This window comes from Actinomadura kijaniata NBRC 14229, from assembly GCF_001552175.1.
GTDB classification, from domain to species: domain Bacteria; phylum Actinomycetota; class Actinomycetes; order Streptosporangiales; family Streptosporangiaceae; genus Spirillospora; species Spirillospora kijaniata.
The window spans coordinates 14,464-39,258 of sequence record NZ_BCQR01000095.1; the positions used below are offsets into that span (position 1 = coordinate 14,464).

20 protein-coding genes and 2 pseudogenes are annotated in these 24,795 nt (G+C 69.4%); 10 read left to right on the forward strand and 12 right to left on the reverse strand.

Going from position 1 to position 24,795, the window contains the following annotated elements; all coding sequences use genetic code 11:
• Positions 1-138: 138 nt before the first annotated feature.
• Positions 139-414, reverse strand: a complete 276-nt coding sequence (locus AKI01S_RS27690) for a cation transporting ATPase C-terminal domain-containing protein (protein WP_067824370.1) — start codon at positions 412-414, stop codon at positions 139-141.
• Between the two features lie 133 nt (positions 415-547).
• A complete protein-coding gene (locus AKI01S_RS27695; RefSeq protein WP_067824372.1) occupies positions 548-1,210 on the reverse strand; it encodes a transposase family protein in 663 nt (220 codons plus the stop codon).
• A gap of 457 nt (positions 1,211-1,667) precedes the next feature.
• On the opposite strand from AKI01S_RS27695, the gene AKI01S_RS49500 reads away from it, so the two are divergent.
• Positions 1,668-1,946 carry a WGxxGxxG family protein gene (locus AKI01S_RS49500; protein WP_084000315.1) on the forward strand — a complete coding sequence of 93 codons (279 nt, stop codon included), beginning with the start codon at positions 1,668-1,670 and terminating at the stop codon, positions 1,944-1,946.
• A 1,458-nt stretch (positions 1,947-3,404) separates the two neighbouring features.
• Here AKI01S_RS49500 and cds1 read toward each other — a convergent pair.
• The 5 genes from cds1 to AKI01S_RS27720 all read right to left on the reverse strand — a co-directional run bounded on the left by cds1 (position 3,405) and on the right by AKI01S_RS27720 (position 9,024).
• Entirely contained in the window at positions 3,405-4,469 is a 1,065-nt protein-coding gene (gene cds1, locus AKI01S_RS27700; protein ID WP_067824374.1) for an L-cysteine desulfhydrase Cds1, read from the reverse strand.
• Positions 4,466-4,858 carry an OsmC family protein gene (locus AKI01S_RS27705; RefSeq protein WP_067824381.1) on the reverse strand — a complete coding sequence of 131 codons (393 nt, stop codon included), beginning with the start codon at positions 4,856-4,858 and terminating at the stop codon, positions 4,466-4,468. Before AKI01S_RS27705 ends, cds1 begins: the two co-directional genes overlap by 4 nt.
• Before the next feature lie 19 nt (positions 4,859-4,877).
• Positions 4,878-5,996, reverse strand: a complete 1,119-nt coding sequence (locus AKI01S_RS27710) for an S-methyl thiohydantoin desulfurase family protein (RefSeq protein ID WP_245681808.1) — start codon at positions 5,994-5,996, stop codon at positions 4,878-4,880.
• 1 nt (position 5,997) lies between these two features.
• Positions 5,998-7,545 (reverse strand): hydantoinase/oxoprolinase N-terminal domain-containing protein, encoded by a 1,548-nt coding sequence (locus tag AKI01S_RS27715; RefSeq protein ID WP_067824383.1) that lies wholly within the window; start codon positions 7,543-7,545, stop codon positions 5,998-6,000.
• 72 nt (positions 7,546-7,617) lie between these two features.
• Positions 7,618-9,024, reverse strand: a complete 1,407-nt coding sequence (locus AKI01S_RS27720) for a purine-cytosine permease family protein (protein WP_067824385.1) — start codon at positions 9,022-9,024, stop codon at positions 7,618-7,620.
• Positions 9,025-9,321: 297 nt separating this feature from the next.
• On the opposite strand from AKI01S_RS27720, the gene AKI01S_RS27725 reads away from it, so the two are divergent.
• The 3 genes and pseudogenes from AKI01S_RS27725 to AKI01S_RS54860 all read left to right on the forward strand — a co-directional run.
• Positions 9,322-10,410, forward strand: coding sequence for an S-methyl thiohydantoin desulfurase family protein (locus tag AKI01S_RS27725; protein ID WP_067824387.1), 1,089 nt, complete (start codon positions 9,322-9,324; stop codon positions 10,408-10,410).
• Position 10,411: 1 nt separating this feature from the next.
• Positions 10,412-11,992 (forward strand): PucR family transcriptional regulator, encoded by a 1,581-nt coding sequence (locus AKI01S_RS27730; RefSeq protein ID WP_067824388.1) that lies wholly within the window; start codon positions 10,412-10,414, stop codon positions 11,990-11,992.
• A gap of 543 nt (positions 11,993-12,535) precedes the next feature.
• Positions 12,536-12,627 (forward strand): annotated as a pseudogene (locus AKI01S_RS54860) (transposase); the annotation flags it as partial.
• A 539-nt stretch (positions 12,628-13,166) separates the two neighbouring features.
• Here AKI01S_RS54860 and AKI01S_RS54370 read toward each other — a convergent pair.
• Complete coding sequence (locus AKI01S_RS54370; protein ID WP_281186151.1) at positions 13,167-13,292, reverse strand: hypothetical protein; 126 nt, start codon at positions 13,290-13,292, stop codon at positions 13,167-13,169.
• On the reverse strand, positions 13,286-13,645 hold the full coding sequence (locus AKI01S_RS27735; protein ID WP_157420191.1) for a hypothetical protein: 360 nt from the start codon (positions 13,643-13,645) through the stop codon (positions 13,286-13,288). Before AKI01S_RS27735 ends, AKI01S_RS54370 begins: the two co-directional genes overlap by 7 nt.
• A 249-nt stretch (positions 13,646-13,894) precedes the next feature.
• Between AKI01S_RS27735 and AKI01S_RS27740 the strand changes: the two genes are divergently transcribed.
• The 5 genes and pseudogenes from AKI01S_RS27740 (at position 13,895) to AKI01S_RS54715 (ending at position 16,238) form a co-directional block, all read left to right on the forward strand.
• Positions 13,895-14,233, forward strand: coding sequence for a hypothetical protein (locus AKI01S_RS27740; RefSeq protein ID WP_067824391.1), 339 nt, complete (start codon positions 13,895-13,897; stop codon positions 14,231-14,233).
• An 83-nt stretch (positions 14,234-14,316) separates the two neighbouring features.
• Entirely contained in the window at positions 14,317-14,760 is a 444-nt protein-coding gene (locus tag AKI01S_RS27745; protein WP_157420192.1) for a septum formation family protein, read from the forward strand.
• A 106-nt stretch (positions 14,761-14,866) separates the two neighbouring features.
• Positions 14,867-15,471: pseudogene (locus AKI01S_RS27750) on the forward strand (IS5 family transposase); the annotation flags it as partial.
• A 104-nt stretch (positions 15,472-15,575) separates the two neighbouring features.
• On the forward strand, positions 15,576-16,055 hold the full coding sequence (locus AKI01S_RS50900) for a helix-turn-helix domain-containing protein (protein ID WP_157420193.1): 480 nt from the start codon (positions 15,576-15,578) through the stop codon (positions 16,053-16,055).
• Positions 16,056-16,100: 45 nt separating this feature from the next.
• Positions 16,101-16,238 (forward strand): winged helix-turn-helix domain-containing protein, encoded by a 138-nt coding sequence (locus tag AKI01S_RS54715; RefSeq protein WP_084000318.1) that lies wholly within the window; start codon positions 16,101-16,103, stop codon positions 16,236-16,238.
• A 91-nt stretch (positions 16,239-16,329) separates the two neighbouring features.
• On the opposite strand, the gene AKI01S_RS27755 is transcribed toward AKI01S_RS54715, so the two are convergent.
• Entirely contained in the window at positions 16,330-19,782 is a 3,453-nt protein-coding gene (locus tag AKI01S_RS27755; RefSeq protein WP_067824395.1) for an NB-ARC domain-containing protein, read from the reverse strand.
• A 1,335-nt stretch (positions 19,783-21,117) separates the two neighbouring features.
• The gene (locus AKI01S_RS27760; RefSeq protein WP_245681809.1) at positions 21,118-21,972 is read right to left on the reverse strand and encodes a MarR family winged helix-turn-helix transcriptional regulator; all 855 of its coding nucleotides are present in this window, start codon (positions 21,970-21,972) and stop codon (positions 21,118-21,120) included.
• Between the two features lie 141 nt (positions 21,973-22,113).
• On the opposite strand from AKI01S_RS27760, the gene AKI01S_RS27765 reads away from it, so the two are divergent.
• Positions 22,114-22,980 (forward strand): haloalkane dehalogenase, encoded by an 867-nt coding sequence (locus AKI01S_RS27765; protein WP_067824399.1) that lies wholly within the window; start codon positions 22,114-22,116, stop codon positions 22,978-22,980.
• 461 nt (positions 22,981-23,441) lie between these two features.
• Here AKI01S_RS27765 and AKI01S_RS27770 read toward each other — a convergent pair whose 3' ends face one another.
• A complete protein-coding gene (locus AKI01S_RS27770; protein ID WP_084000320.1) occupies positions 23,442-24,194 on the reverse strand; it encodes a DNA/RNA non-specific endonuclease in 753 nt (250 codons plus the stop codon).
• Between the last annotated feature and the right edge of the window lie 601 nt (positions 24,195-24,795).

The following is a 24,795-nucleotide window of genomic DNA, read 5'->3' on the forward strand; positions in this document are numbered from 1 at the left end:
CGATCATCTTCACGGCACCTCGCGGGGTGCGGCCGTTGCCTAACAGGCGGCTCCTCGACCGGCAAGATTCGTGCCTGTTGGGAAGCCCTCCACTGCTGCGCGAACGCCACGAGGAATGGCGGCTGTGGCATCCCAGCTCTATAGCCCGTAGGCCCCTACGAGCAGCACGGCCGGGACCAGCAGCACGCGGGCGGTGAGGGTCCGGGTGAGCAGTGGCAGGGCCGGGTCGCGCGGCGGGCGTTCCATGATGTGCTCGTCCCTGGGCTCGACGGCGAACGGCAGGCCCAGGATCAGCACGGCGGTCATGTTCAGCCACAGCACCTGCACCGGCAGGATCGGCAGGTCGGCGCCCAGGACGATCGCGGTGACCAGGACTCCGCCAACCGCCAGAGTCGAAGGCGGCCCACCCACCATGTTCCTCTCCCGTCCGAAGCCTGTCATCGAACGGTGTGTTTTCTGGATAGAACTGCGCACTGGTCGGCGCGGCCGCCAACTTGTGACTTTCTGAGCTTGATGTCGTCTAATCGTCGACGGGCTGTTTCCAACCTCAGTTGGTGTGGTGGTGCAGGGCCAGGATCGCTTGGACGATGGTGGTGATCCGGGCCGGTGACCAGCGGGCTCTGCGCAGGAGGTGCCAGTTCTTGAGGGTGGCGGCGCCTTGCTCGCCAACCGCGCGGACCTGGGCATGGTGCCGGTTGAACAGCCTCTTGCGTTTGCCGAGCCTGCGGTGCTTGCGGCGTTTGAACGGGGTGCCGATGACCCCTCCTGCGCCGCAGTGCGCCTTGTCGGTGTAGCAGGCGATCGCCTGGTGCGTGAGAGCGTCGATGATGCCGTGGATGCGGGCGGCGGTCAGGTCATGGACCGAGCCGGGCAGGGCCGCCGACGCCCAGATCAGCTGGCCGTGCGGGTCGGTGATGAACTGGATGTTGACGCCGTGCCGATGATGTTTTCCGGAGTAGTACAGCCGGTCGTTCGCGCCCGACAGCCGGTCGATCCCGGCCAGGGTGGCGTCCAGGATCACGTACGTCATGCGCCGGGCGGTCCGCATCGCCTGCCGCAGGTCGGGCGCTACCTCAGCCAGCAGCGCCTGGCGGCCAGACGCAAGCACCCGCCACTGCGACCCGATCCGGCGGCGGTGGTCACGGATGAGGCCGGTCACGAAGGCGCGGGTCGCAGGTGACAGATCGAGGCAGGCACGGTAGAACAACACCAGAAATTCCTGGCAAGGCGGTCGTTTTGGTCGACTCCGCATCTACCAGGAGCTTCACTACTTCATGATCGGGTCGTCCGTCCTGCAACCACCCTGCGACCAGCACGATGAAGCTGCAAACGGCTCAGCTGGGGCGTAGATCGCACGGTCGAACTGCGCATCGGTTCCGCCAGTTGCGCATCTGCTGACAGTCCGCGCCGACACTCATGAGGCGTTCCTGTCCCTGACCCCTGGCCAAAGCCATTCCGATGCTCCACAGTTGCGGCCTTTAGACCGCCGCATGCTTAAAAAGAGGCCAGTCAGTCAAGTTGCCTTAGTGATTTCCAGAGGAAATATTTGCTCGAAAGAATGCAGTTTTCCTTTTTGGCGGGGTAGGAGCAGTCGACGGGAAGCAGTGCTTCGACCGGCTGACAAGTTCAAGGAAATAGTCGACGCACCGAATCCGAAGGAGGAGTAAATGAGTAAGTACATCGCCGCTGCGGCCATGGCGGCGTTCATCAGTATCGGCTCTGCAGCGCCAGCCCTTGCAGAACCGACGGAAACGATCACGAAGAACCAGGTACAGGTGGTGGCATCGCAAGAACGCCAGCAGCCCCGGCAGGACAATGACGACCACGACAACAGGGGCCTATGGGGCCTGACAGGCCTCCTTGGCCTTCTAGGTCTGCTCGGTCTGGCTAGAAAGCAGCGCGAGACCCCAAGGAGAGAACACACCGTTCCCCCAGATCGCCGCTGACACAAGCAGCCGGAGGCGATTGGCAGACATCCCGCAGCCGTTTCGACCTAAATCGGTAGGGCAAAATCAGCGTCTGAGTACCCATGAATCGGTTCCCTCGTCGAGCTGCCTGGAGCGCCTTTGGCTCGGATCTGCGGTTCACCGCGGGGTGATGCCAAGGTCGTCGGACCGTCTGGCATGCATGCGAGACGAATGAGCGATGGGGCGGCCGTTGGTGCGGAGCCGCTCGCTGGTGTCGGTCCAGCTATGAGGCCAGCCGGGGGCGAGTCCTGTCATGGCTCCTGGCGGCCGTACGCGGTGAGATCCACCGCCGCGTGGAACATCTGGCACACGGGGGTAGGAGCAGGGCGTGGGCGGTGTCCCGCCGAGCCCGGCGCCAAGCCATGATCATCCCGCCGGGCGCTGCGGGCCCGCCCCTCCAGTCCAAGGACCGGGGAAACCATCCTCCGTTCGCACACCGGGCGCTGTGGCCTGACTCCACATGCTGGACCACGCGGCGCTGGTTTGTCCGTCGCCTTTAACCTGATAGACACCTATTCCGTCTGGTCCGCGAGGTGGCGTCGCCTCAGGTCACACGCTCTACCGCTAATTTCTGTGCCGATCCTCATCATCCCCCTTGTCGCCCAGAGCGAGTTGGCAGCAACTCCGAATCTCCACCAGTTCCCGCGCCTGGGCAGGCTGCTCCTCATAACGCTTGCGGGTGACATGCCCGACCGTCTGTGCACTCGTGGCGTCCTTTGACATCCTCCGCCTCCTCCAGCGGAAGGGAACAGATGCCGGCGCGGTGGCGCCGGTGTGTGCCTGATCACTACACGTAATGGCAGCCCGTATACAAGGTCTTTACCGGCATCGTGAAAGACCACGTTATGACAGGTGATCCGTTCGCGGACCGGGCACGGTTCCCCCAGAACGAACGCCTTGCGCCGCCTGCGCCACCCCGACCTGGCGCCGCCGCGCCCGCGTCTGGCGCCGCCGCGAACAGTAGACCGCCCCGCGCCGGTGCTCGACCCCCACCCACACCGCCTGGCACTCAGGACACCGCGCCCGACTGTCCCCGGAGGGGGCCACCGCCTTCGGCACGTTCTGCCGGATCCGCCGCAACCAGCGCCAATGCCGGGCCCGGCACGCCGCCGAGCAGAACACAGCGTCCCGGCGCGCCTTCACCGGCAGCAGACCACCACTGCCCCGACACAGCCGCTGTACCGCCTCACCGTCGACCACACGCTCAGCGTGCGCCGCTCCAGACAAGATCGCCATTCAAAACAGACACTCATGCAGGCAATGCCCGAGGTCGATACCCCGCCACCGCGGCAACGGCGCCGACACGATCCGCGCCTTGTCCGTCATGGCTGCCGGTTCCTGGGGTGATGGTCGTGAGGTTGGTGTGTTCGTTACCACCGTGGGCGGGGGCAGGACTTCTGGCGTGGCGGGAGGGTAGGTCATGCTCGTCGAGACAGGTCAGGTGAGGAGTTTCTCCAAGGCGGCTGTGTAGGGGGCGATGTCCAAGCCCTGGGTCGCCAGCCAGGTGTCGTTGTAGTAGGTGCCTGCGTAGCGGTCGCCGCGATCGCAGATGAGGGTGACGATGGAGCCGGTCTTGCCGGTTTTGCGCATTTCCGCGACGAGTTGCAGGGCGCCCCAGAGGTTCGTGCCGGTGGAGCCGCCGGCCTTCAGGCCGGTGAGGCGGTGGAGGTGGCGCATCGCGGCGAGGGACGCTGCGTCCGGGACCTGGATCATGTGGTCGATCACCGCGGGGATGAACGACGGCTCGACCCGGGGGCGTCCGATGCCCTCGATGCGTGAGGAGAGGCCGGTGGCATGGCCAAGGTCGCGCTCCTTCCAGCCTTGGTAGAACGAGCTGTTCTCCGGGTCGACGACGCAGAGCCGGGTGCGGTGGCGGCGGTAGCGCAGGTACCGTCCGATCGTGGCGCTAGTCCCGCCCGTCCCGGCGCCGACGACGATCCAGGCGGGGACGGGGTGGAGCTCCTTGCGCAGCTGCTGGAAGATCGACTCGGCGATGTTGTTGTTGCCGCGCCAGTCGGTTGCGCGCTCGGCGTAGGTGAACTGGTCCATGAAGTGGCCGCCGGTCTTTGCGGCGAGCCGCTCCGACTCCCGGTAGATCGTGGTGGGATCGGACACCAGGTGGGGCCGGCCGCCGTAGAACTCGATCATCGCGATCTTCTCGGGGCTGGTGGAGGCGGGCATCACCGCGACGAACGGAAGGCCGAGCAGCCGAGCGAAGTAGGCCTCGGAGACCGCGGTCGAGCCGCTGGACGCCTCGATGATCGTGGTGTCAGGGCCGATCCAGCCGTTGCAGAGCCCGTACAGGAACAGCGATCGGGCAAGCCGGTGCTTGAGCGACCCGGTGGGGTGCACCGACTCGTCCTTGAGGTACAGGTCGATGCCCCAGGCGCGGGGCAGCGGGAACGCGTGCAGGTGGGTGTCGGCGCTGCGGTTGGCGTCGGCCTCGATGAGGCGGACCGCCTCCTCCGTCCAGGAGGAGGCGGCCGCGGGATCCAGCGTCATGACGCGGTGACCGCCTTGACGACGAACTCGGGGTGCTCGGCGATCGTGTGGTGCACCTTGCAGCGGTTCCCCGCCCGCACCAGGGTGTCGATCTCCTTCTGGGTCAGCCCGGCCGGGAAGGTGTAGGTGACGTTGATGGTGCCGAAGCGCACCGGTTTGGGAACGGTGTCGGCCGACACCTCCACCGTCGTGCCCTCGACCGCGATCCCGTTCGTCATGCCGAAGTGGACGAGCGTCGCGAGCATGCAGGAGGCCAGCCCGCCAAGGAACAGCTCGGTCGCCATCCACGTGCCGTCCTCGGGACCCCAGTCGGTGGTGACCTTGGCCCGTCCGTTGCCGACCGTGAGGTTGGTGCCGCCGTCGTGCCTGACGTGAACCGTCGTTTCCATGATCGTTCTCCAATCCGGCTCAGCGAGCCGCAGCGAGCGTTTCCACCGGGACGAAGTCGTGGTCGTAGCCGAAGTAGCGCGGCCCGGCGAGGGCGAGACCTGCCTCGGACCGCCAGCGGGGGTGGCAGGGCAGGCCGAGCACCGCGATGCGGAACCCGTACCGCATCGCCTCGGTGGTGACCGGCTCGCCGGTGTCGGCGTCCAGGACACAGATCAGATCGGGCACCGACGCGACGACCTGGCCGGCCACCTGCGCCACGAGATGCTCGTTTTGGAAGGCCAGCATCATCTCGGTGCCCGCGTGGGCGCCGGTGCCTGCGAGGGTGGCCAGCCCGCGCGCGAACCCCCGCTCGGTGCGTCGCTCGACGTCCACCACCTTGCCGCGGAACAGCACGGTGCCGCCCATCTGTTCGACGATGCGCTCGGCGGCGTCGGCGTGCTCGGCGCGCGCCACCCGCAGGATCTCTCCGAGCCGCCCCGCCAGCGTCAGCGTGCCCGGGACGAGTGCGGTACGGGCCTGCGCGCCGGTCATCGGGTACAGCGCGATGGCCGCCGAACACCCCATGTCGACCGTCGCCGAGCGTGCCAGCCGCTCAGACCAGCCGTTGTCGACGGTGCGCAGGACGACGGTGTTGCCCTTCTCATCCGACATCGCCATCGGGCTGGCGGAGATCCCGTCGAGGGTGGGCAGCACCATCTGCAGTTCGGGGAAGGCGCGGCCCATGCCGTCGGCGTCCAACAGCGGCAGCCCGGTTTCGGCTGCGGTGATGATCGGTGTCATCGAGTTGAGGCCGCCCGCCTCCAGGCACGCCACGTGCGTCACGGGCCGGCCCAGCACCGCGCCGAGCGACTCCAGCGCGCCGCGGAACTCATGTCCGGCCAGCGGCTTCTCCACGATCACCGTCGGTGCGCCCATGACCCCGACCGGGACCACGACCGCATCGTCCGGCAGCTGCTCCGGGCGCACCACCTCCACGGGACCGCGCTCGCGCAGGACCCGCTCGGCGAGCAGGCGGCCGAGGTAGGGGTCGCCGCCGCCGCCTGTGCCGAGCAGGGCGGCGCCCCGTGCGATGTCGGGCAGGTCCGCGGCGCAGATCTGGCCCGTCGCGCGCATGTCGTTCGTGAGCATGTCGGTCATCTCAGTCCCCCAGCTTCAGATCGCCCACGGCCTTTACGCGGACGCGGATCGAGTTGCCCGGCAGGTAGGCGATCGGCAGTTCGTCCACCTCCAGGACGCGGACGGTGCCGGGGTCGGCCCCGGCGAGCACCGCCTTCTCGGCGGCCCCGGCCCGCGCCTCCTCCAGCGCCTCGGCCCGCGACCGCCCCTCCAGCGTGACGATCCGGTCGATCTCGCCGCCGACCTGCGCGATCGCGGCGCCGATCGCGTTGGCGACGGCGAAGTGCCCGGGCCGGATCACCTTGTCGAAGCCGGGCAGCCGGTCGGGCAGCAGGACGCTGCCGCCGCCGACGAGCACGGCAGGCAGCGGCTCGGGCGAGGTGCGCATCATGTCTGCGGTGGCGGCGATTCGGGTTGCGATGCGATCGAGCCCGCGGCGGACGAGGTCGCGGTCCAGTCGCGCGACCCGTGCCGGGTCGCCGAGCTTGGTCATGCCGGCGGCGACGGCGAGGTCGGTGGCGGTGAGCGTGTCGCCACCGAACACGCGGGCCTTGCTGGTGAGCCGGAAACCGACGCTGCGCGGGCCGACCTCCACCTCCTCGCCCACGTCCACGAGGCTGCCGCCGCCGATGCCGATCGACACGACGTCTGGCATCCGGAAGTTGGTGCGGACGCCGCCGACGTCTACCTCGGTCGTGGCCGGGCGCGGGAAGCCGCCGGCGATGACGCCGACGTCGGTGGTGGTGCCCCCGATGTCGATCACCACGCAGTCGGCCTGGCCGGACAGCAGCGCCGCGCCCCGCATCGAGTTCGTCGGGCCCGCTGCGAACGTGACGACCGGGTAGCGCTGGACGAAGTCGGCGTCGACCAGCGTCCCGTCGTTCTGCGACAGGTAGAGCGGGGCATCGAGCCCGGCTCCCTTGAGCGCCTTGGTGAACCCGCGGGTGATGCGGCTGGCGACCTCCAGCAGCGACGCGTTGATGATCGTTGCGTTCTCCCGCTCCAGCAGCCCGATCCGTCCGATCTCGTGCGACAGTGAGACCCGGAGCCCGGGTAGCAGCTCGGTGAGGGTCTCCGCCGCCTCGCGCTCCATCTCGTCGTTGACGGGAGAGAAGATCGAGGAGATCGCGGCGGTGCGGACCCCGATCCGGCCCAGGTCGTCAGCGATCCGGGCCAGCTCGTCCCGGTCTAGCTTGGAGATCTCGCGGCCGTCGAACTCGTGGCCACCGTGGCAGAGGTAGACGTGGTCGCCGACGGCGGTACGGAGCCGGTCGGGCCAGTCCGTCAGCGGCGGAAGGCCGGAGGCGGCGGGCAGCCCGAGCCGGATCGCGGCGGTGGGCGCGAGGTCGCGTCCCTCGACAACGGCGTTGGTGAAGTGCGTCGTGCCGATCATCACCGCGGCGATGTCGGCCGGCCGAAACGGGCTGGTCTCGCCGAGCGCCCGCAGCGCGTCCACGATGCCGCCGGTCACGTCCTCGGTCGTGGCTCTTTTGACCGAGCCGAGGACGGTTTCCCCGTCCATCAGGACGGCATCGGTGTTCGTACCGCCGACGTCGATGCCGATATGCATGAGTCCTCCGTGGTTTTCGTTCGGGCGGGTGTCGCCGACGGGTCGGTCGGCCGGTGGGCGGTGCTTCATCAGCTAGTCGGCTCCCGGGGGAAACGTGCTCGCCCCGGTGGACGGCGCCGATGGCGTGGACGGGCCCGACGGCGCCGGCGAGGTGGACGGGATCTGGGGGCGGTCGCGACGGACCAGCCCGAGCTTGCCGAGAACGGCGTATCCCACGCAGGCGACGACCAGGGCGTTGATGGCCGGGATCCCGGCGTCGACGAAGTGCCCGACCGCGGTGCCGCACACCCACGCGAGGATGCCGGCGGGCACCCAGTCGGGCGCTTTGTCGGGCAGGTCCCCGCGCCGCCGTGAGGCCTCCAGGTCCGGCCGCCAGGCACGGACGACGAAGTACTCGGCGATCATGATCCCGGCGATGGGCGGGATCAGGATGCCAAGGAAGGTCAGGAACTCGATGAAGTGGGTGAGGATGCCGGTCGCCGACAGCACCGAGCCCAGGGCGCCGATGACCAGCGTGACCCGCGCCCGGGCGACCTTCAGGCCGGTGAGCACGTTGATGACGTTGACCAGGCCGAGCGTGGAGGAGTAGAGGTTCCAGTCGTTGATCTTCACAATGGAGGCGATCAGCACGACCGTGCCGATCAGCCCGCTGGTCGAGGTGATGATCGCGACGACGTCGGAGGTACGGGCGGCGTGCGCGAGCAGCACACCGATCAGCCCGACGACGTACTCGCCGAGCGTCACGCCCACCAGCGTCTGCTTGACCACGTCACCGACAGAGCGGTTGTAGCGGGTCATGTCGGGCGTCATCACGGCGCCGACGATGAAGCCGCCCGCGACGAGCGTCGCGCCCGCGGCCAGCGACATCGGCTCGCCCGCTGGCGGGGAGGAGATCAGCTCGTTGAACGAGTGGCGGGACAGCTCGCGGCCGATCGACCAGGTCGCAAGGACGAGGAACGCCGGGACCGTGACGTAGGCGGCCCACGCCATGCCCTTGAACCCGTACACCACGACCGCGGTGACGCCCAGTCCGCCGATCAGCGACCAGACCTCGACGGGCAGCCCGCCGATCAGCGAATGCAGCCCCTTGGCGAACACGGCGTTCTGGACGCCGAACCAGCCGATCAGGCTGACCGCCACGGTGAGGCCGATGAGCGCCGAGCCCTTGGAGCCGAAGCCGGTCCAGCGCGCGAGCACGGAGGTGGACAGTCCCTCCCGCACCCCGATGACCCCGATGTAGATCGTCACGATCTCCAGCAGGACCGAGCCGAGGGTGATGGCGAGCACCGCGTCCCAGAAGCTCATGCCGAGCCCCAGCGTGGCGCCCAGCAGGAACTGCGCGAGCGCCGACAGCTGACCGAAGCGCTGGGTGGCCACCGACCACCAGGAGTAGCGCTCGGACTCGGGGACGCGCAGGAGCGAGTAGTCGTCGTGGTCGACCGGAGCTCCAGCAGTCTCTGGTTGTGCGTGTGGTGTCATGGATCGCCCTCCGCATCGGACGAGGCCAGCCTGCGCTCGGCCATCCACAGGGCTTTGACCTGCGGTTTCTTCGTTCTGATGACGGCAAGCGTAAGCCGCGTCACAATGCGGGCCAATGAGCCGAATGCTGCGCCTGAAGGTGATCAATGTGCAATCGGCACATGCCCTCCTAAGGCCACGCCGGCGAAGCGTGCGGCGCCCGATTCCCGCCCCGATCCCGGCATTCGCGGCCTGACCAGGTCAAACTCGCGCATTCGTCGTGGACGCGGTCGTCGGCCGCCGCGTACCGTGAGGAGGATGGAGCTGACCGCCGGTGATGTGGCCGATCTGGCGATGGGCGCGCAACTGTTCGGCTCGGGCGGCGGCGGACGCACCGACGCGGCCGAGCGCATGGTGCGCCGCGTCCTGACCCATCTCGGCCCGCTGCCCGTCGTCGCCGCGGCCGACCTGCCCAGGGACTCCTCGGTGGCCTGCGTCGGCGCGGTCGGCTCGTCCACCGTCATGGTCGAGCGGCTGCCTGGCGCGGAGGAGTTCGTGCGCGCCGCCCGGTCGCTGGAGCGGCATGTCGGGTCCCCGCTCGTGGCGGTCCAGCCGCTGGAGATCGGCGGCGTCAACGGGCTGCTCGGCGTGGCCGCCGCGGCCTGGTTGGGCCTGCCGCTCGTCGATGGCGACGCCATGGGCCGGGCGTTCCCGCGGCTCGACCAGACGGTGCTGCAAGGAAGGTCGCCCGTCGTCGCGGCCGTGTCCGACCCCACCGGCAACACCGCCATCCTGGAATGCCTCGACGGCGCGGCCCTCGAACGCGTCGTCCGCGCAAGCCTGCCGGCCCTCGGCGCCTGGGCGGGCCTGGCCATGCACCACGACACCGCCGCCCGATACGCGCGGTGCTCGATCAACGGGTCGGTGAGCCGGGCGCTGACACTTGGCGGGCTGCTGCGCCGCGCCGGGTCCGAACCCGGCGGACGCGAGGCCTTCCTCAGGTCGGCACGTGCGGTGTCGCTGTTCCGGGGGCGCGTCCTGGAGGTCCGGCGCGACCGGTCGTCCGAGCGCACCGGTGGCGTGGCGTCCGTCCAGCATCTGGTGGATCCTGCGCGTACGCTGCGGATCGAGTTCGCCGACGAGTACGTTCTCGCTCTCGACGACGGCGTCGACGTCGCCCGGGTCCCCGACATCATCTGCGGGCTGGACGACCGTACATGGAGGCCCATCAGCGTGGAGGAGCTCGCGGTGAACGAGATGATCGAGGTGATCCGGCTGCCGGCGCCGTCCCGATGGGACGATCCAAAGCTGCGGGACAGGGTCGGCTTGGAGACCTACGGCCTGGCGGACTTCGGTCCGGACACCGGCGCGGACGCCCCTGCGGGCAGGCGGGAGGTGGGGGAGTAGCGTGCGGACGCTGGTACAGGACCTGCTCGATCTGCGCGAGTTGCGCGGCGCGACCCTGGCGGGCGGGACGCGCGGCCTCTCCGCCCCGGTCGCCGAGATCGTCCTGGTCCAGCCCGACGACGTCCTCAGCGCAGCGATCCCCGCGGAGTCCGGCGTGGTGTTCAGCACCGATGGTGGCCGGACGCACATGCGCTGCGGCCACCTCGTCGACGTGCTGCTGCGCCGCGCCCACGCCGCGCGAGCCCGAGCTTTGATCGTCTGCGGGGGTCCCGCCAGTCCCGCCGCGACCCGCCGGCTCGCCGACCGCCTGAACCTCCCGCTGGTCCAGGCGCACAACCGGACACCGCTGGAACTGGCCACCGCCTTGCGGACGGCGGTACTCGGCCCGCGGCTCGTGCAGAGCGAGACGCTGCTTGAACTCAACCGGCTGCTGCGGTCCGCGCGCCGGTCGCCCGACCGCATGCTCGCCGCGCTCGGCACGGTGCTGGACGCCTCGGTCAGCGCCTGCAACGCGCAGGGCACGCTCGTGGCCGGAACGCCGCCCATCACCTCGGTCGAGGAGATCATCGGTGTGCGGGGCATCACCACGCTGGTTGGCGAGCGTGCCGTGGCGGCCGTGCTGCCCGTGCTCGGACCCGCCGGGACGACCTCGCTGTGGGTCGCGGCGGAGCGCTCGGTGGAGGAGCAACGCGGCGGGCCGCGCTGGCGCGAGACGGCCGAACGGGCACTGGCGCTGGCACACGGCGAGCTGTCTGCCTGGCTGGTGCGCGAGCGGCTCAGATCCGAACGGGACGCCCGGCTGCGCGGCACCCTGCTCACCGAGATCCTCGACCACGGCGATGCGCTGCCCGCGCACATCGCCGATCAGGCCATGATGATCGGGTGGCGCCTCGACGGCTGGCACAGCGGGGTGCACATCACGGTCGCCGGTGCCGCCGACTCCGCGTCTGTGCACTCGGAGATGCTGGTCGACGCCATCGGACGCGCCGGGCTCGACATCGGCCCGTTCGTCCAGCGCGCCGACGGCTGGTCCGCGTGGCTGACCACGCCGAAGGCGCCACTGCCCGCGCAGACCGCCACGGTCAGGAAGGCCCTGGAGGTCGGGCTGGCCGAGCTTGGACGCCGCCCCTATCGGCTCAGGCTCGCCGCGGGCATCGGGAGCCCGGCGCGGGATGCCGGAGGGATCGCCAGTACCCTCGCCGAGGCACGGCAGGCCGCGGTCGCCGCGTCCACCGAGGGCGGTCCCGGCGCGGTGCGCCGCGTGGAGGAACTGGGCGCGGCACGGATTCTGCTCGGCTGGTACGGCTCGCGCGCGTTCGCCGACTACGCCCGGCAGCTCCTGGCGCCGCTGCTGGCCTCCGGCGAGAAGGAAGTGCTGGCAACCGTCGAGAGCTACATCGACCACGCCTGCTCGGCGGGCACGACGGCGCGGGCACTTGGCCTGCACCGCAACACCGTCGCGCAGCGGATCCGGCGTGCCGAACGGCTGCTCGGCCTGCCTCTGACCCACGCGGAGACCCGCCTGGCGATCCAGCTCGCCTGCCGGGTCCTCCGCTCCACCCCCGACCCCATCGACCTCTGAGGAACGCGCTTGCGGGACCGTCGCGCCTGCAACGGCAGCGGCACTTGAACCCTTAGCCACAAAAACCCTGAGCTGATTCCCACCTGAGTCCGCAGGCCACGAGCCGGTTGCGAACGAGCGATCGCCCCCTTGAAAAGGGTGAACCGACTGGAAAGACTTCTCCAAGCTGGAGAGAGCCGAATGGGTGGTGACCGCACCGCCCGGCGGTGGATGGCGCACTGGCTGGATGAGGGTGATGGGCCGATGACGCAACCGGTGCGGGTATGGCTTGTCGGATCACGGGGAAGTGCGACGCCGATCACCGTGGACCCCAGGGGATATGAGGGCAAACCCCAGGCGGGTCTTTCCGACTTCTTTCTGGCGCCCTCCCTGCTGCCGTACCCGTATGGCTTCGATGGCTGCCCGCGGTGCCGCGAACGCGACACCGACTTCGACCTGCCAGGCCGACCGGACGATGTGCCCGGCGACCGGCCCTGCCGCTGCTGCGGCATGGGCGATAAGCCAGATGGCGTCTGGGGACAGGTTCGGGAGCGAAAGGCCTGGCCGGGGCTGGCCCGGCAGTACTCGGGCACCCCCGGTAAGACGGCAACTGCCAGATCGCCGTCAGCGTGCACGCCGTCACCGATGCCGCCTCTTGCCCGCCGACCTGCCGGCAGCGACGTTGGCGCGGTCGGCCAGGCTGCGCTGGCGGACCGAGCACGACTACCGTGAGCTCAGGATCGTTCCGGGCCGATCACTTCGAGGGGCGCTCGCTCGTCGGCCTGCGCTGCCATCTGACGTTGGTCACCGCAGCCCACCTGTTTGTCACCGAACAGCGCCTGAACCCACCCAACCGTCCCTCCCGGCCCACCGGGCAGCCTTTCGGTCCCTTCAGGCGTTCTCAGAAACCCTCCGCTGCGGGGCGATGCTGATCAGTGCGTGCGGCGGGGAGGCTGGCGGGCAGGCGGATCGGGCCAGAGATCGGCTAGCCAGATGCGCTCCGGACCCTCGGGTGGTCAGGCATCTCCGCTTTCGCGCCGGACGGATCCAGACAGGTAAGGGATCTCTGTCAGAGCCATCGACAACAGGGACGCGGGCTGGCGATCCTTGGCCGCTGACGTCTCGCGCCGCTGGTGAACCAGAACAGGACGGTCTGTTTTAAGAACGCTCGCCGCATTGCGAACGACTGAGTCGATCAAGCCGAGGGATTGTATTCGTCCTTGCCGGAGCCGGGGTGAACGCGCCGGTGTTTACATTCGAGGTGATGGCGCCAGTAGACGTCCGGGTCACCGCCTGCGGTCAGGATGCGCAGTTTCAGCACGGCTTCGGCTCCGGCTCGTCTCGGCGGGCACCGGTGATGCCGAGGCGGTCGGCCACGATGTAGCGAACGGCTCCCTCAGTAACTCTGGTGGCGATCGGCCAACCCTGTTCCAGAGTCTGGTCGTAGTGCAGGTGGTCGGCGTTGTTGGTCAGGTAGCGAATGACCCCGTCCAGTGCCTGGCGGCGGTGAGCAGGAAGCGCGACGGCCTCGGCGTTCACAGTGGTGAGCACATGGTCGAGGTTCCCGGCCAGCAGTGCCAGGGCGCGAGTGGCGACCCAGTCTTCGGCAGCCGGGTCGCCGGCGCGGCGCACTTCCCAGGAGACGTCCCAGAGCTTCTCCAGCACGTGCACCACGTCCAAGACGATGTGGATCTGCACACCCGCGACGCGTAAGCGAGCTCCGTGGTGACGCCACGGCGAGCCTATGGCGCAGATGGTGGGCATGGCGTCATTTGCGCCTATAGCGGGGCCTGTTGTCGGTACTTGATGATGATCATGCGTTGGTTCCCTTTGTCTCGTCAACGGCTGCGGTATTCGTATACCAGTGACCTGCGAGCAGAGGCGGCCAAGCCTGTCTGTCCCACTTCTCCACTGGAGGAAACAGTGACGCGTTCGATCACTCGCTGGGCCACTGTCGGCCTGGCCGTCGCGGCCGCCGGCGGCCTGTTCTCGCTGACGGCGCCGGCCGCCAGCGCCCACGGCGGCTGCGGCAACCAGGGCAAGGTCGTCATCAACGACGGCACCGGCAGTGAGCCCCCGTCCACCGTCTGGGGCCACAGCCACACCACCGGCGAGCACTACGTCCACCACGTGCGCCGCAACTCCGACGGCACCAAGACCCGCCACTGGTACGAGGACAACGACACCAAGCTGCTGCCCGACCGCGACAAGCCCGACACCCCCTACCGCACCGACAAGTGCGCCCTGAGCGTCACCCCGTGACCAGGCCCCCCGCGCCCGCTCCCGAGAGCGGGCGCGGGGACGCCCGGCGTCCCCGCGCCCGCCTACCGCGTACCGCTGCGCTGGTGCCAGTCGCGCTGGTGCTGATGTCACTGCCGACGGGCTGTTCCACCACAGGGGGCCAGGCCATGGCCACCTCGGCGGCCAAGCCGTCCTCGGCTCCCAAGGTTTTCAAGCTCACCGAGTTGCCCAACGGTTCGTGCCTGGCCAACGACCAGTTTCTGCGTCCCGACGGCACGGTCGTCACCGTCGATTGCGCCCGCCCCCACATGTACCGCACCTATGCCTCCACCGACCTGCCCACCGATATGCGCGACGGCCCCTTCCCCGGCTACCAGAAGGTCTACGCCTTCACTCTGAAGTTCTGCGACGCCGAGTTCGCCAAGCTCCACAAGGGCCCCGCAGGTAAGGACGGCCGCCCGGTCGAGTACCTGATCGCGCCGATGGAGAAGGTGCAGTGGCGTCCCGAGGAGAAACGCGTGGTCTGCGCCACCGTCGTCACCCCTTGATTCAGCGAACGGAATCTGGCGTCTGGCCCGCCTTTGTGGTGAAGAAGGTCTTCGAGCCCGTGCCCGGGACCATCCACTTCGACCCCGGCGGCACGCCTGGCGCTGCCGGCGGCTGCGGGACTGGAACCAGGCGAACGTGTGGCATCGGCTGCATGAGGTTCTGCTGGCCGAGCTGCGCACAGCCGATCAGATCGACTGGTCCCGGGCGATGATCGACAGCTCGCACGTGCGGGCACTGCGGGGCGGCCTAAAACCGGGCCGAGCCCGGTCGACCGTGGCCAGCCGGGCTCCAAATACCACCTGATCTACAACGACGGCGGCATCCCGTTGGCGGTGAGTCTGACCGGCGGACACCGCAATGATGTGACGCAGGTGCTGCCGTTGCTGACGGCCACCCCGCCGATCCGGGGCAGGGCCGGGCGGCCCTGGCGCAGGCCACCGGTGTTGCATGCCGATCGCGGCTACGACCACGACAAGTACCGGCGCCTGCTGCGGGCCAAAGGGATCCGGCCGCAGATCGCCCGGCGCGGCACCGGGCATGGCTCGGGTCTGGGCGTTCACCGGTGGGTGGTGGAACAGCCCCTGGCGCTGCTGCACTGGTTCGGGCGGCTGCGCATCCGCTGGGAACGCCGCAACGACATCCACGAGGCGTTGTTGATGCTGGCCTGCGACATCATCTGCTGGCGACGCCTCCAACGCACATTGTGTTAGGAGTTCTAAGCAGCCGCCTGCGCCGTTATCTGCACAACTGTCCCCGCAGCCCGGGGCGACGTTGCTGTTCGGACGCGTTGCGCCAGGGGTCTTATCGTGTGTTCATGACGTCCACCTCCGCCGACCACCACCCTTGTTTCGAAGGTGTGGCCGACGGCACCGAGCGGGCGGCGTGGGCCGCGCGGGCGGTGCAGCTGCGTCTGGACGACCCGACTATCTCCGCCGAACAGGTCGCCGCGCTGCGGCACGTCTCTGCCTGGCCGGTGTGGCGCTACTGGCACGCCAGCGGCCGGTTCACCCACCGCGGCCGCGCCCTGACCGACACCGACCGGGAAGCGATCGTTGCGGCCCACGCGTCGGGGGAGCCGGTGGCACAGATCGCCGAGTGGCACCGCGTGTACGACTCGACCGTGCACAAGGTGCTGCGGGCGCCGACGTCAAGCTCGACCACACCCGGGCCCCAAGGGGGTCGACACCAGTCAGGTGGTCGCCCGCCGGCGCAGCGGCCAGTCGGTCCGCCAGATCGCCGCCGGCCTAGAGGTCTGGCCGTCGGTGGTGGACTACCACCTAGCCAAGACCGGTGAGGTGCAGGCGCCCGCGCACACCGCTTCCCCCACACCCACGACCGCGTGCTCGCCCTGGCCCAGGCGGACCCGGACCTGACTCATCAGCAGATCGCCGACCGGCTCGGGGTCAGTCGCTCCACCGTGGCCGGGCAGCTGCGCCGGGCCCGCCACCAAGCTCTCTTGTCGAGCAAGGATCTGTAGTAGCCCACTCCACCCACCCGTCGCTGCCGATTGATGAACCTCTTGGCCTGCAAGGATCGGTCCACCGCAGTGGTTGTCCGGTGCGGGTGGTTCATGCCCCCATGAGCGTCAGCCGGTATACCGCACCATCGGCGATCACGACTTCATCAGAGTGACCAGGCATGAACCAGGCGCCATCAAGGGGACGGTCGCCATGCCATCTGGCCAGTTCGCGGCCGGTGGCCACCTCCCACACCCGCACCGTGCCGTCGTGGCCGCCGACCAGAACGCGGGTACCGTCGGGGCTGAAGGTCGCCGTCTTTTCCAGGGAGACGTGGCTGTTGAAGACGACAATCTCGCGGCCGGTGGCCACCTCCCACATCCGCGCTGTACCGTCGCCGCCGGTCAGGATGCATCTACCGTCGGGGCTGAACGCCAGTGTGCGCACCGCTGCGGTGTGGCCGGTGAACGCCAGCAGTTGGCGGCCGGTGGCCACCTGCCAGAGGCGTGCCGTGCTGTCACCGCCACCGGTCAGGACACAGGTACCGTCGGGGCTGAACGCCACTGCATACCCCGTGTGGATGCGGGTGGTGAAAGCGCGCAGTTGGCGGCCGGTGGCCACCTCCCACATCCGCACCGTGTCGTCGCCGCCGGTCAGGATGTACCTACCGTCGGGGCTGAACGCCACCGCCTCCACCGTGTGGGTGGTGAAAACGTGCAGTTCTCGGCCGGTGGCCACCTCCCACATCCGCGCCATACCGCCCCGGTCGCCGGTCAGGGCCCGGGTGCCGTCGGGACTGAACGTCACCGCTTCTATCGCGTCAGTGTGGCCGGTGAAGGCCAGCACTTCACCGCCGGTGGCCACCTCCCAAATCCGCGCCGTACCGTCACGGTCGCCGGCCAGGACATAGCTGCCATCAGGGCTCAACGCCAGAGCTGCCGACTTTTGCAGGTGTCGGGCGGTGTGGTGCCAGGTGGGCTCGGCACTGTCCCAGATGCGGGCCGTGCGGTCGTAACCGCCGGTGAGAGCGAGGCCGCCGTCGGGGCTGAACGCCACCGCCCACACCATGCTGGTGTGACCGGTGAAGGCAAGGATCTCGCGGCCGGTGGCCACCTCCCACACCCGTGCCGTACCATCGCGGCCGCCGGTGAGAGCTCGGGTGCCGTCGGGGCTGAACACCGCGGCGCTTACCCCTGCAGTGTGGGCGGTGAAGGCGAGGATCTCGCGGCCGGTGGCCACCTCCCAGATCCGCGTCGTACCGTCGCGGCCGCCGGTCAGGGCCCGGGTGCCGTCGGGGCTGAACACCGCGGCGCTTACCCCTGCAGTGTGGGCGGTGAAGGCGAGGATCTCGCGGCCGGTGGCCACCTCCCAGATCCGTGCCGTACCGTCGCGGCCGCCGGTGAGAGCGCGGGTACCGTCGGGGCTGAACACCGCCGCCCTTACTGCGTCGCTGTGGGCGGGGAAGGCCAGCACTTCACGACCGGTGGGCACCTCCCAGATCCGCACACTGCCGCCGATGTCGCCGGCCATGACGCGGGTGCCATCCGGACTGAGCGCCACCGTCCATAGCATGTCGGTGTGGACGGTGAAGGCGAGGATCTCGCGGCCGGTGGCCACCTCCCACACCCGTGCAGTACCGTCGCGGCCACCGACCAGGACGCGGCTGCCGTCAGGGCTGAACACCACCCTCCATACCGGATTGACACCGGCGGCGAAGGCGAGGACTTCGCGGCCGGTGGCCGCCTCCCAGATACCCACCCTGCCGTCGCGGCCGCCGACCAGGACGCGGCTGCCATCGGGACTGAACGCCACCGCCTCCACCGAGCCGGTGTGACCGATGGTGAGTTGCAGGGGGCTGGTGGCGGAGGCCAGAGCACCAGGGGTGAGGGGTTTGAACCAAGGGCTGTGGTCATGGGGGGTGAGGGCGGCGGCCCAGGCGGCGATCTCGGGCTGAGGATGGTCCAACAGCCGCCCGGTCAGCTGACTGACCAGCAGACCAGCCAGCTGACCGGTGAAACCGGTGTCATCGCGGGTCAGGGCCTGGGCCGATTGGCCCAGGGCGCGGCGGATCGCCTGCGTGAGGGAGTGGGTGGTGTGGGCGTAGTCGCTGAGCAGGTCGGGGAGGCTGGCGGTGGTGAGGCGCCGATGCATCCAGACCGGCTGGCTGAGCACCTGCACCAAGTCGACCTCCCGCCCCGCCTGGACCAGATGCCAGGCCAAACTGCCCAGCAGGTACCGGTCCTCGGCGGCGATCCGGATCCAGCCGCCATCGGCCCACTGCTGGGACAGACGGGCCTGGTATCCCTCCAGCAGCGCGGTGTGCGCAGCTCGGACCCGGTCATCTCCCAGACGCTGGGTGATGGTGTCGTAGTGCAGGTCGTGAGCCACATACCAGCCGGTGTCGGCGACGGTGATCAGGGATCGGCCGACCAGCTCCACCAGCAGCTCGCGCGTCCGATCCTCGGTGAGGGGATGCCACAGGGCCGCTGCGGCGGCAGCGGGGAAGGGACCGCGGCCGGTGAACACCGCCAGCTGCAGGTACCGGTCGCGGTCATCGCCGGTGGGGAGGTCATCGATGCTCACATCGATGGCCGCCCGCAGCGTGGCGTGTTCATAGGCCGGTGTGGACTCGCCTTTGACGCGCCGCAGGTCCTGGTCGACCAGGGTCAGAATGTGGTCGAAGCTGTGGCCACGCGCGGCCATCGCACCGGCCATCGCCACGCCCAGCGCCAGGTTCTGCAGCCGGGTGCACAGCCGATAGGCCGACGGCGGCAACGCCGCAGGGTCGGTGTCGGTCCAGCGGCCCACGATCTGCAGCGCCTGGTGCTGGGTGAGCTGGTCCACCTCGACCCTGGTCGCGCCCACGGTGGTGACCAGGTCGCTGATCCGGGTGGTGAACAGCACCGGGCACCCCGGCGCCAGCTCCAGCACCGCATCCAGTGGGCCCCGGGTCCACACGTTGTCCAGCACGATCAACAGCCGCCGTCCGGCCAGCATGGCCGCGACCGCATCGCGCGCCTGCTCCACCGTGGCGTAGGAAGGCGCATCGAGGCCCAACCGTCGGGCCAGCTCGGTCAGCAACGCCACCGGATCGGTGCCGGGCCCGGCCTTCAACCACGTCACCGACCCAAACCGTCGGCCAAGCAGCCACCGACCGCGACGCAACCGCCGATCCCGGCACACCGCCGCCGCCAGCGTCGACTTACCCGTCCCGCCCAGTCCCACCAGTGCCACCGCCCGCGCCCCACCGCGCAACGCCGCCACCGCCTCCCGCACCAGGTCGGGCCGGTCCACATAGCGCGGGTTGCGCGGCGGCGCCGCCCCCAAGAACCCCTCCGGCCCGGCCAACTCCCGGATCGGCCGGTCGACCTGCCACAGCCACGCCCACCGCACCAGAAACACCACCAGCGCCAGCGCGGCCTCGATCCCAGCGACCCAGCCCGCCCGCTCCACCCGTGCGTCCCGGTCACCACCGGCCAGCAGAGCCCACACCAACCCCGCGATGATCGCTGCCGCACCGACCACCACCGCCGCCCACCGGCGCCGCACGCCCTGTCTGACCATGCCACCGCATCCTGCCCGCAACCACCTGGCTCTGGGCGGCCGATGCCGAACCCGGCTACCCAACATCGCTCACACGCGAGTTCATGACTCAACTGTGTGGATCACAGCGAGCCGTCGCTATATCCGACAGCATGGGGGTTCTGAGGGAGGTGCGGCGCGCAGTATGCACCGGTCGCCGGTCAGGGTGGGCTGCTGTCATGCCGAGTGCGGCGAGGCCGGCATGCGGAGTCAGATCACAGCGTCCTCTGCGCGAACGGGGGATGGTTTCTCCTGTCCCCGGGCTGGAGGGGCGGGCCCGCAGCACCCGGTGGGATGATCACGGTTTGGCACCGGGTCCGGCGGGACACCGCCCACACCCTGCTCCTACCCCCGCGGGCCCTATGTTCCACGCGGCAGCGCCCGCCGACCAGGACGCCGACCAGGACGCAGGCCGGGTGGCGCGTGCGGTGGTTGCCGCATGATCTCGCTGCACACCCGGTGGTGTTGAACAACTGGTGTCGCTGAGCACCTGGGGTGGCGCTCTCCGTGGGCGCGTCCTCATCGGTGCTGGGACACCTGGCGCCGAGGCGAGGGGCGCTGGACAAAGGACGCGCCCACGGAGGCGACCAACCGGCCAGACCTCGGGTGCCAGACCTCGGCCCTGATCCCCCACCAGGCCCGCGTGGCACCGGACTCGACCGGTCAGCGCCCCAGAACCTAACCCGGCCCACCCCGGCCGATCGGCATTCACGCGCCGCCTGCGACCAGCGGTCACGGTCTCGCGACGAGCGGTCGTGATGGTCCTACCCACCCCCGCACACGACATCGCCGAACAAGAACCACTGGCCGCCACGCCCGTCACGCACCGCTATCGCTGCTGGTGACACGGGCCTGCGGAGCGAAGCCACCCGGAGGATCCACCGCACCTTCTGTTTTCACATGACGACAAAACCACCACGCCCAAACCTCCGGAAACACGCTCCGGCGGCCAGCGAGACCATCGTTTCGGGTGCAGAGATCTGACCGTAGAGGAGGACCTCGCACACATCTGGGAACGCCAGCGGGCTTCACGCGGGATGTGGGGTTGGCATGGGCGCGGCTGGCTGGCAAAGGATCTGCGTTGCGGCGCATCGGCCAGGCGTCCAAGCGTTATGAGCGCTACGCCCCCCGTCCTCTTGACTCCGGTTCCCGGCCAGAGGCCACTCCACCGGCCGACCCGCTGGCCGATCCGCCGACCGACCTTCGGTTGAGGGGAACCTGATCGGCGCCTGCTAGTGCAGTCGCGCCGGCAAGGCAGCCGCCCGCCGGCAATGCCGACTCAGCTGCTGGGAGATGCGGCGGGGTGTGTCGATCTGCTTATGGCAAAAGCTTGGCGAGAAGGGCGCGAAGTTCTCGCGCGCCTTCCGGGCCGAGGGCGTCGTCGATGTCGCGCTCCATGTTCTCCAGGGCTTCACGCACTGCAGGTATGCGGGCGCGGCCGAGGTCGGTGAGCTGGAGGGCATAGCGGCGTCGGTCGTGCGGGTCCTGGCCGCGGGACACGATGCCGACCTGGGCTAGTTCCTCGATGAGTGATGCGGTGGCGGGCTCGGTCAGGTGCAGGTATCGGGCCAGTTGTTCTTGCGAGCAGGGGGCGAGCCGGTCCAGCGCGGGCAGCAAGGCGAAGTGGCGGGTGCGCAGGCCGTGCGCCGCGAGCCGATGGTCCCCAAGACGGCGTAGGCGGTAGTGGGCTTGAGCTATCAGGTGCTCGATGCTGTGGATGGCCGATGGCCCGTCGTCGGCGACGAGCCTGGTCAACAGCGCGGTGAGGCGTCGCCGTTCGAGGTCGGTGAGCGCGGCGGTGACCCGGGCGTCGCTGTCGGCGACGGCTTGGCGCATGCTGTCCAGGGCGGTACGGCCCGCCTCGGTCAGCGACAGGATGTAGGTGCGGCGGTTGGCCGGGTTGCGGGTACGGGCGACATAGCCCGCCTGCTGGAGCCGATCGAGCAGCCTGACCATGATCGTGCGGTTGATGCCGAGTCGGTGGGCCAGGTCCTGCTGGGAGGGGGCGTCCGCGTCGGCGAGGATGTCGAGCACCACGAACTCGCGCGCCTGGGACCCGCCCTGCACGGCGTGAGCGGTGATGGTCGTGAACACGCGGCGCATCAGGTGACCGGTGGTCGCATGCAGCGGTCCGGATTCGTCGTCGACGACGTTGCCTGTCTGGTCGGACACGAACCTCACCTCCAGGCGTGATGTTAACAGGTTGATACTTCGTTCAGTGACGGTTGCGCCGAGATTAGTTGGGATGTTGACAGTTGGGAAAGTGTAGATCTATGTTCCAGAGGCCGCTACCAGTGAAAGGGGCCAACGATCATGCAGACTGTCGCCGTTCTCGACTCCCACCTCGCCTACACAGAGACCGGGCAGGGCGAGTCGCCCGTGGTGTTCCTCCACGGCAGCCCCACCTCGTCCTATATCTGGCGCAACGTCATCCCGCACGTCGCCGACCGCGCCAAGGTCCTAGCCCCCGATCTGATCGGGATGGGCGCCTCCGGAAAGCCCGACATCGGTTACCGCTTCGCCGACCACGCCCGCTACCTGGACGCGTGGTTTGAAGCCATGGAGCTGAAAAAGGCGGTCCTGGTCGGCCACGACTGGGGCGGCGCACTGGCCATGGACCGTGCCGCACGCCACCCCGACCAGGTGCGCGGCCTCGTCGTCCTGGAGACGTTCCTGCGGCCGCAGATGTGGGCTGAACTGCCGCAGGACGTGATCGACCACTCCAAGGCGCTGCGCACCCCCGGGCTCGGCGAGCGGCTACTGCTGGAGGAGAACGCCGCCATCGAGTACGCCCTGCCCCACCCGTTCTCCATCAAGACAGGCCTCAGCCCAAAGGACCACGACATCTACCGCGCCCCCTACACCGACCCTGCGGCGCGCCGTCCGCTGCTTCAGTGGCCCCGCGAGATTCCCTACGACCGCGAACCGGCCGATGTGGCCCAGCGCATGGACGCCTACGGCGAATGGCTCGCCAGCAGCCCCGAGGTGCCCAAACTTCTCCTCACGGTCGAGGAAGGTGTCGGCATCGCCTCCCCCCAGATCGTGGACTGGGCCCGCCAGAACATCGCCGCCCTCGAAATCGAGGGGATCGGACCCGCCGGCCACCAAGCCCCCGAGGACCAGCCCCACGCCATCGGCCAGGCCATCGCCGGCTGGCTGAACCGCCATCACCTCATCTGAACGACGTCGCCCTTCAGCCCCCTCCAAGGGCCGACCCTGAGAAAGTCAACCCGACCAGCCTCCGAGACCAGCAACTCGCCACCATCCGCCGTATCTACGGCCTGGAGGAAGCGTTGGGAGTCCTGCCATCGAGGCCGAACCGACCACCGACCACCCATCCTTGAGTGCACCACCAGCATCGGAGCGGCCAGCCACGATAAGACGAGCCCACCGGGCCCCTTAACGTGCCTGGCCGTTTGAGTGCAGCTCAAGCCCCGAGGCCCCACCGGCCGCCACACCCAGTTCTGAGCAGAGCCAGCCGCGCGCCGGGCCGGCCAAACCGGCAGGACTGCCGGGCAGCCAAACAGCAGGACAGCGGAACGGCGCGCCCAAGACGACGGCCTGGCTGCCGCAGACCCGTTCGGGCTTCCACGGGAGGCGGCCTGGAGGTGGGGTGGCGCGGCTGTGGGGGTTAGGGACGGTTAGCAGCCGCTGCGGGTGAACTTGGCGCGGATTTCGTTGCGCAGGCGGGTGTAGCCGGCGGGCTGGTAGGTGGTGTTGCGGAAGGAGGCGGTGAAGGGCACCGCGGGGTTGCGGGCGTGGGGGAGCATGTCGACCTGGATGCGGGCCGGGACCACCGAGGTGCCGGCCGGGTAGGTCAGGGTGATGGTGTAGCCGGTGACCGCGGCGCGGGTCAGGCAGCGTTTGGCGCCGTTCTCGATGGCCTTCATCAGGCCTTGGTTGATCTGGTTGCCCTGCATGGGGACCAGGTTGTAGCGCTCGGACACCCCGCGCAGGGTGGCGGCGATCAGGTGGCCGCCCTGGTAGCCGGGCGGTCCCCAGGCGCCCACGGTGGGCTCGCACGGTGAGCGGGGTGAGGTGCGCTGGGACAGAGTGTTGACGCTGGCGCGCCGGGGGCGGCCGATGGCGTCGGTGCGATAGGTGCGGTGGATGGCGGTGTAGGCGGTGTTGGGCGTCAGATACTGCACGCACGGCACCTGCGGATACCGCAACGCCCACCCCTCCGGCGCTCGGGCTGACGCTCCCGCTGGCACTTTTTTCGGCGCGCGCAGCGTCACAGCCTGCCCGGTGACCTGCCCGGCGGTCTGGTCAGTGGCCGCAGTGGGGACGGGGGCGGCGTGCGCGGGGGCGGAGATCGCCGCCAGCAGACCCGGGGGCAGCAGGGCCGCAGACAGCAGGGCGGTACCGGTCAGGGTGGTGGGGCGCAGGCGCATCAGGAGTCCGTTCCGTGGCGAAGACTCTCCACTATCCGCAGTCGTTTGAAAGCTAACGGTAGTGAGGGCGGTATTGGTGGGACGCTTGCCACCCAGGTCAGGCTTGTATGGCCGGTGATGCGCGCGATGCTGCCTGGCACGCAGAGCTCACGACCCCCTCTGGCCTGCTGGCTCTACCGGCGCGGCCGGTCTGGCAGAGCTGCTGCGCACGCGCAGCGCACCAGCGAGCCGACGGGAAGGCAGGCCATCTGGGCCTGGTGGCTTGGCCGCAGGTCCGGCCGCCCGTCGGCTGGCGGGCGCGCTGGCCAGCGCGCGGTTCTATCCAGCAAACGCACCGTTCGATGACAGGACCTGGGCAGAAGAGGAGAGTGGTGGGTGAGGCCGCCGCCGACTTGGCGGTTGGCGGGGTCCTGGTCACACACGGCCACCGTGCCCCTCTTGGAGGAGCAGCCGGAGGGCCGGGTGTGGGCGACGGATCGTCCCGCGCCCCACAGCGGGACGACCCGTCTTGCGGAGGGGAAGGCAGGGCCCATGACCGTCCTGTGGAGCAGGAACACCGGTCAGGGCCCTGTCTGTCGCCCTCATGCGGGCCGTTGCCATC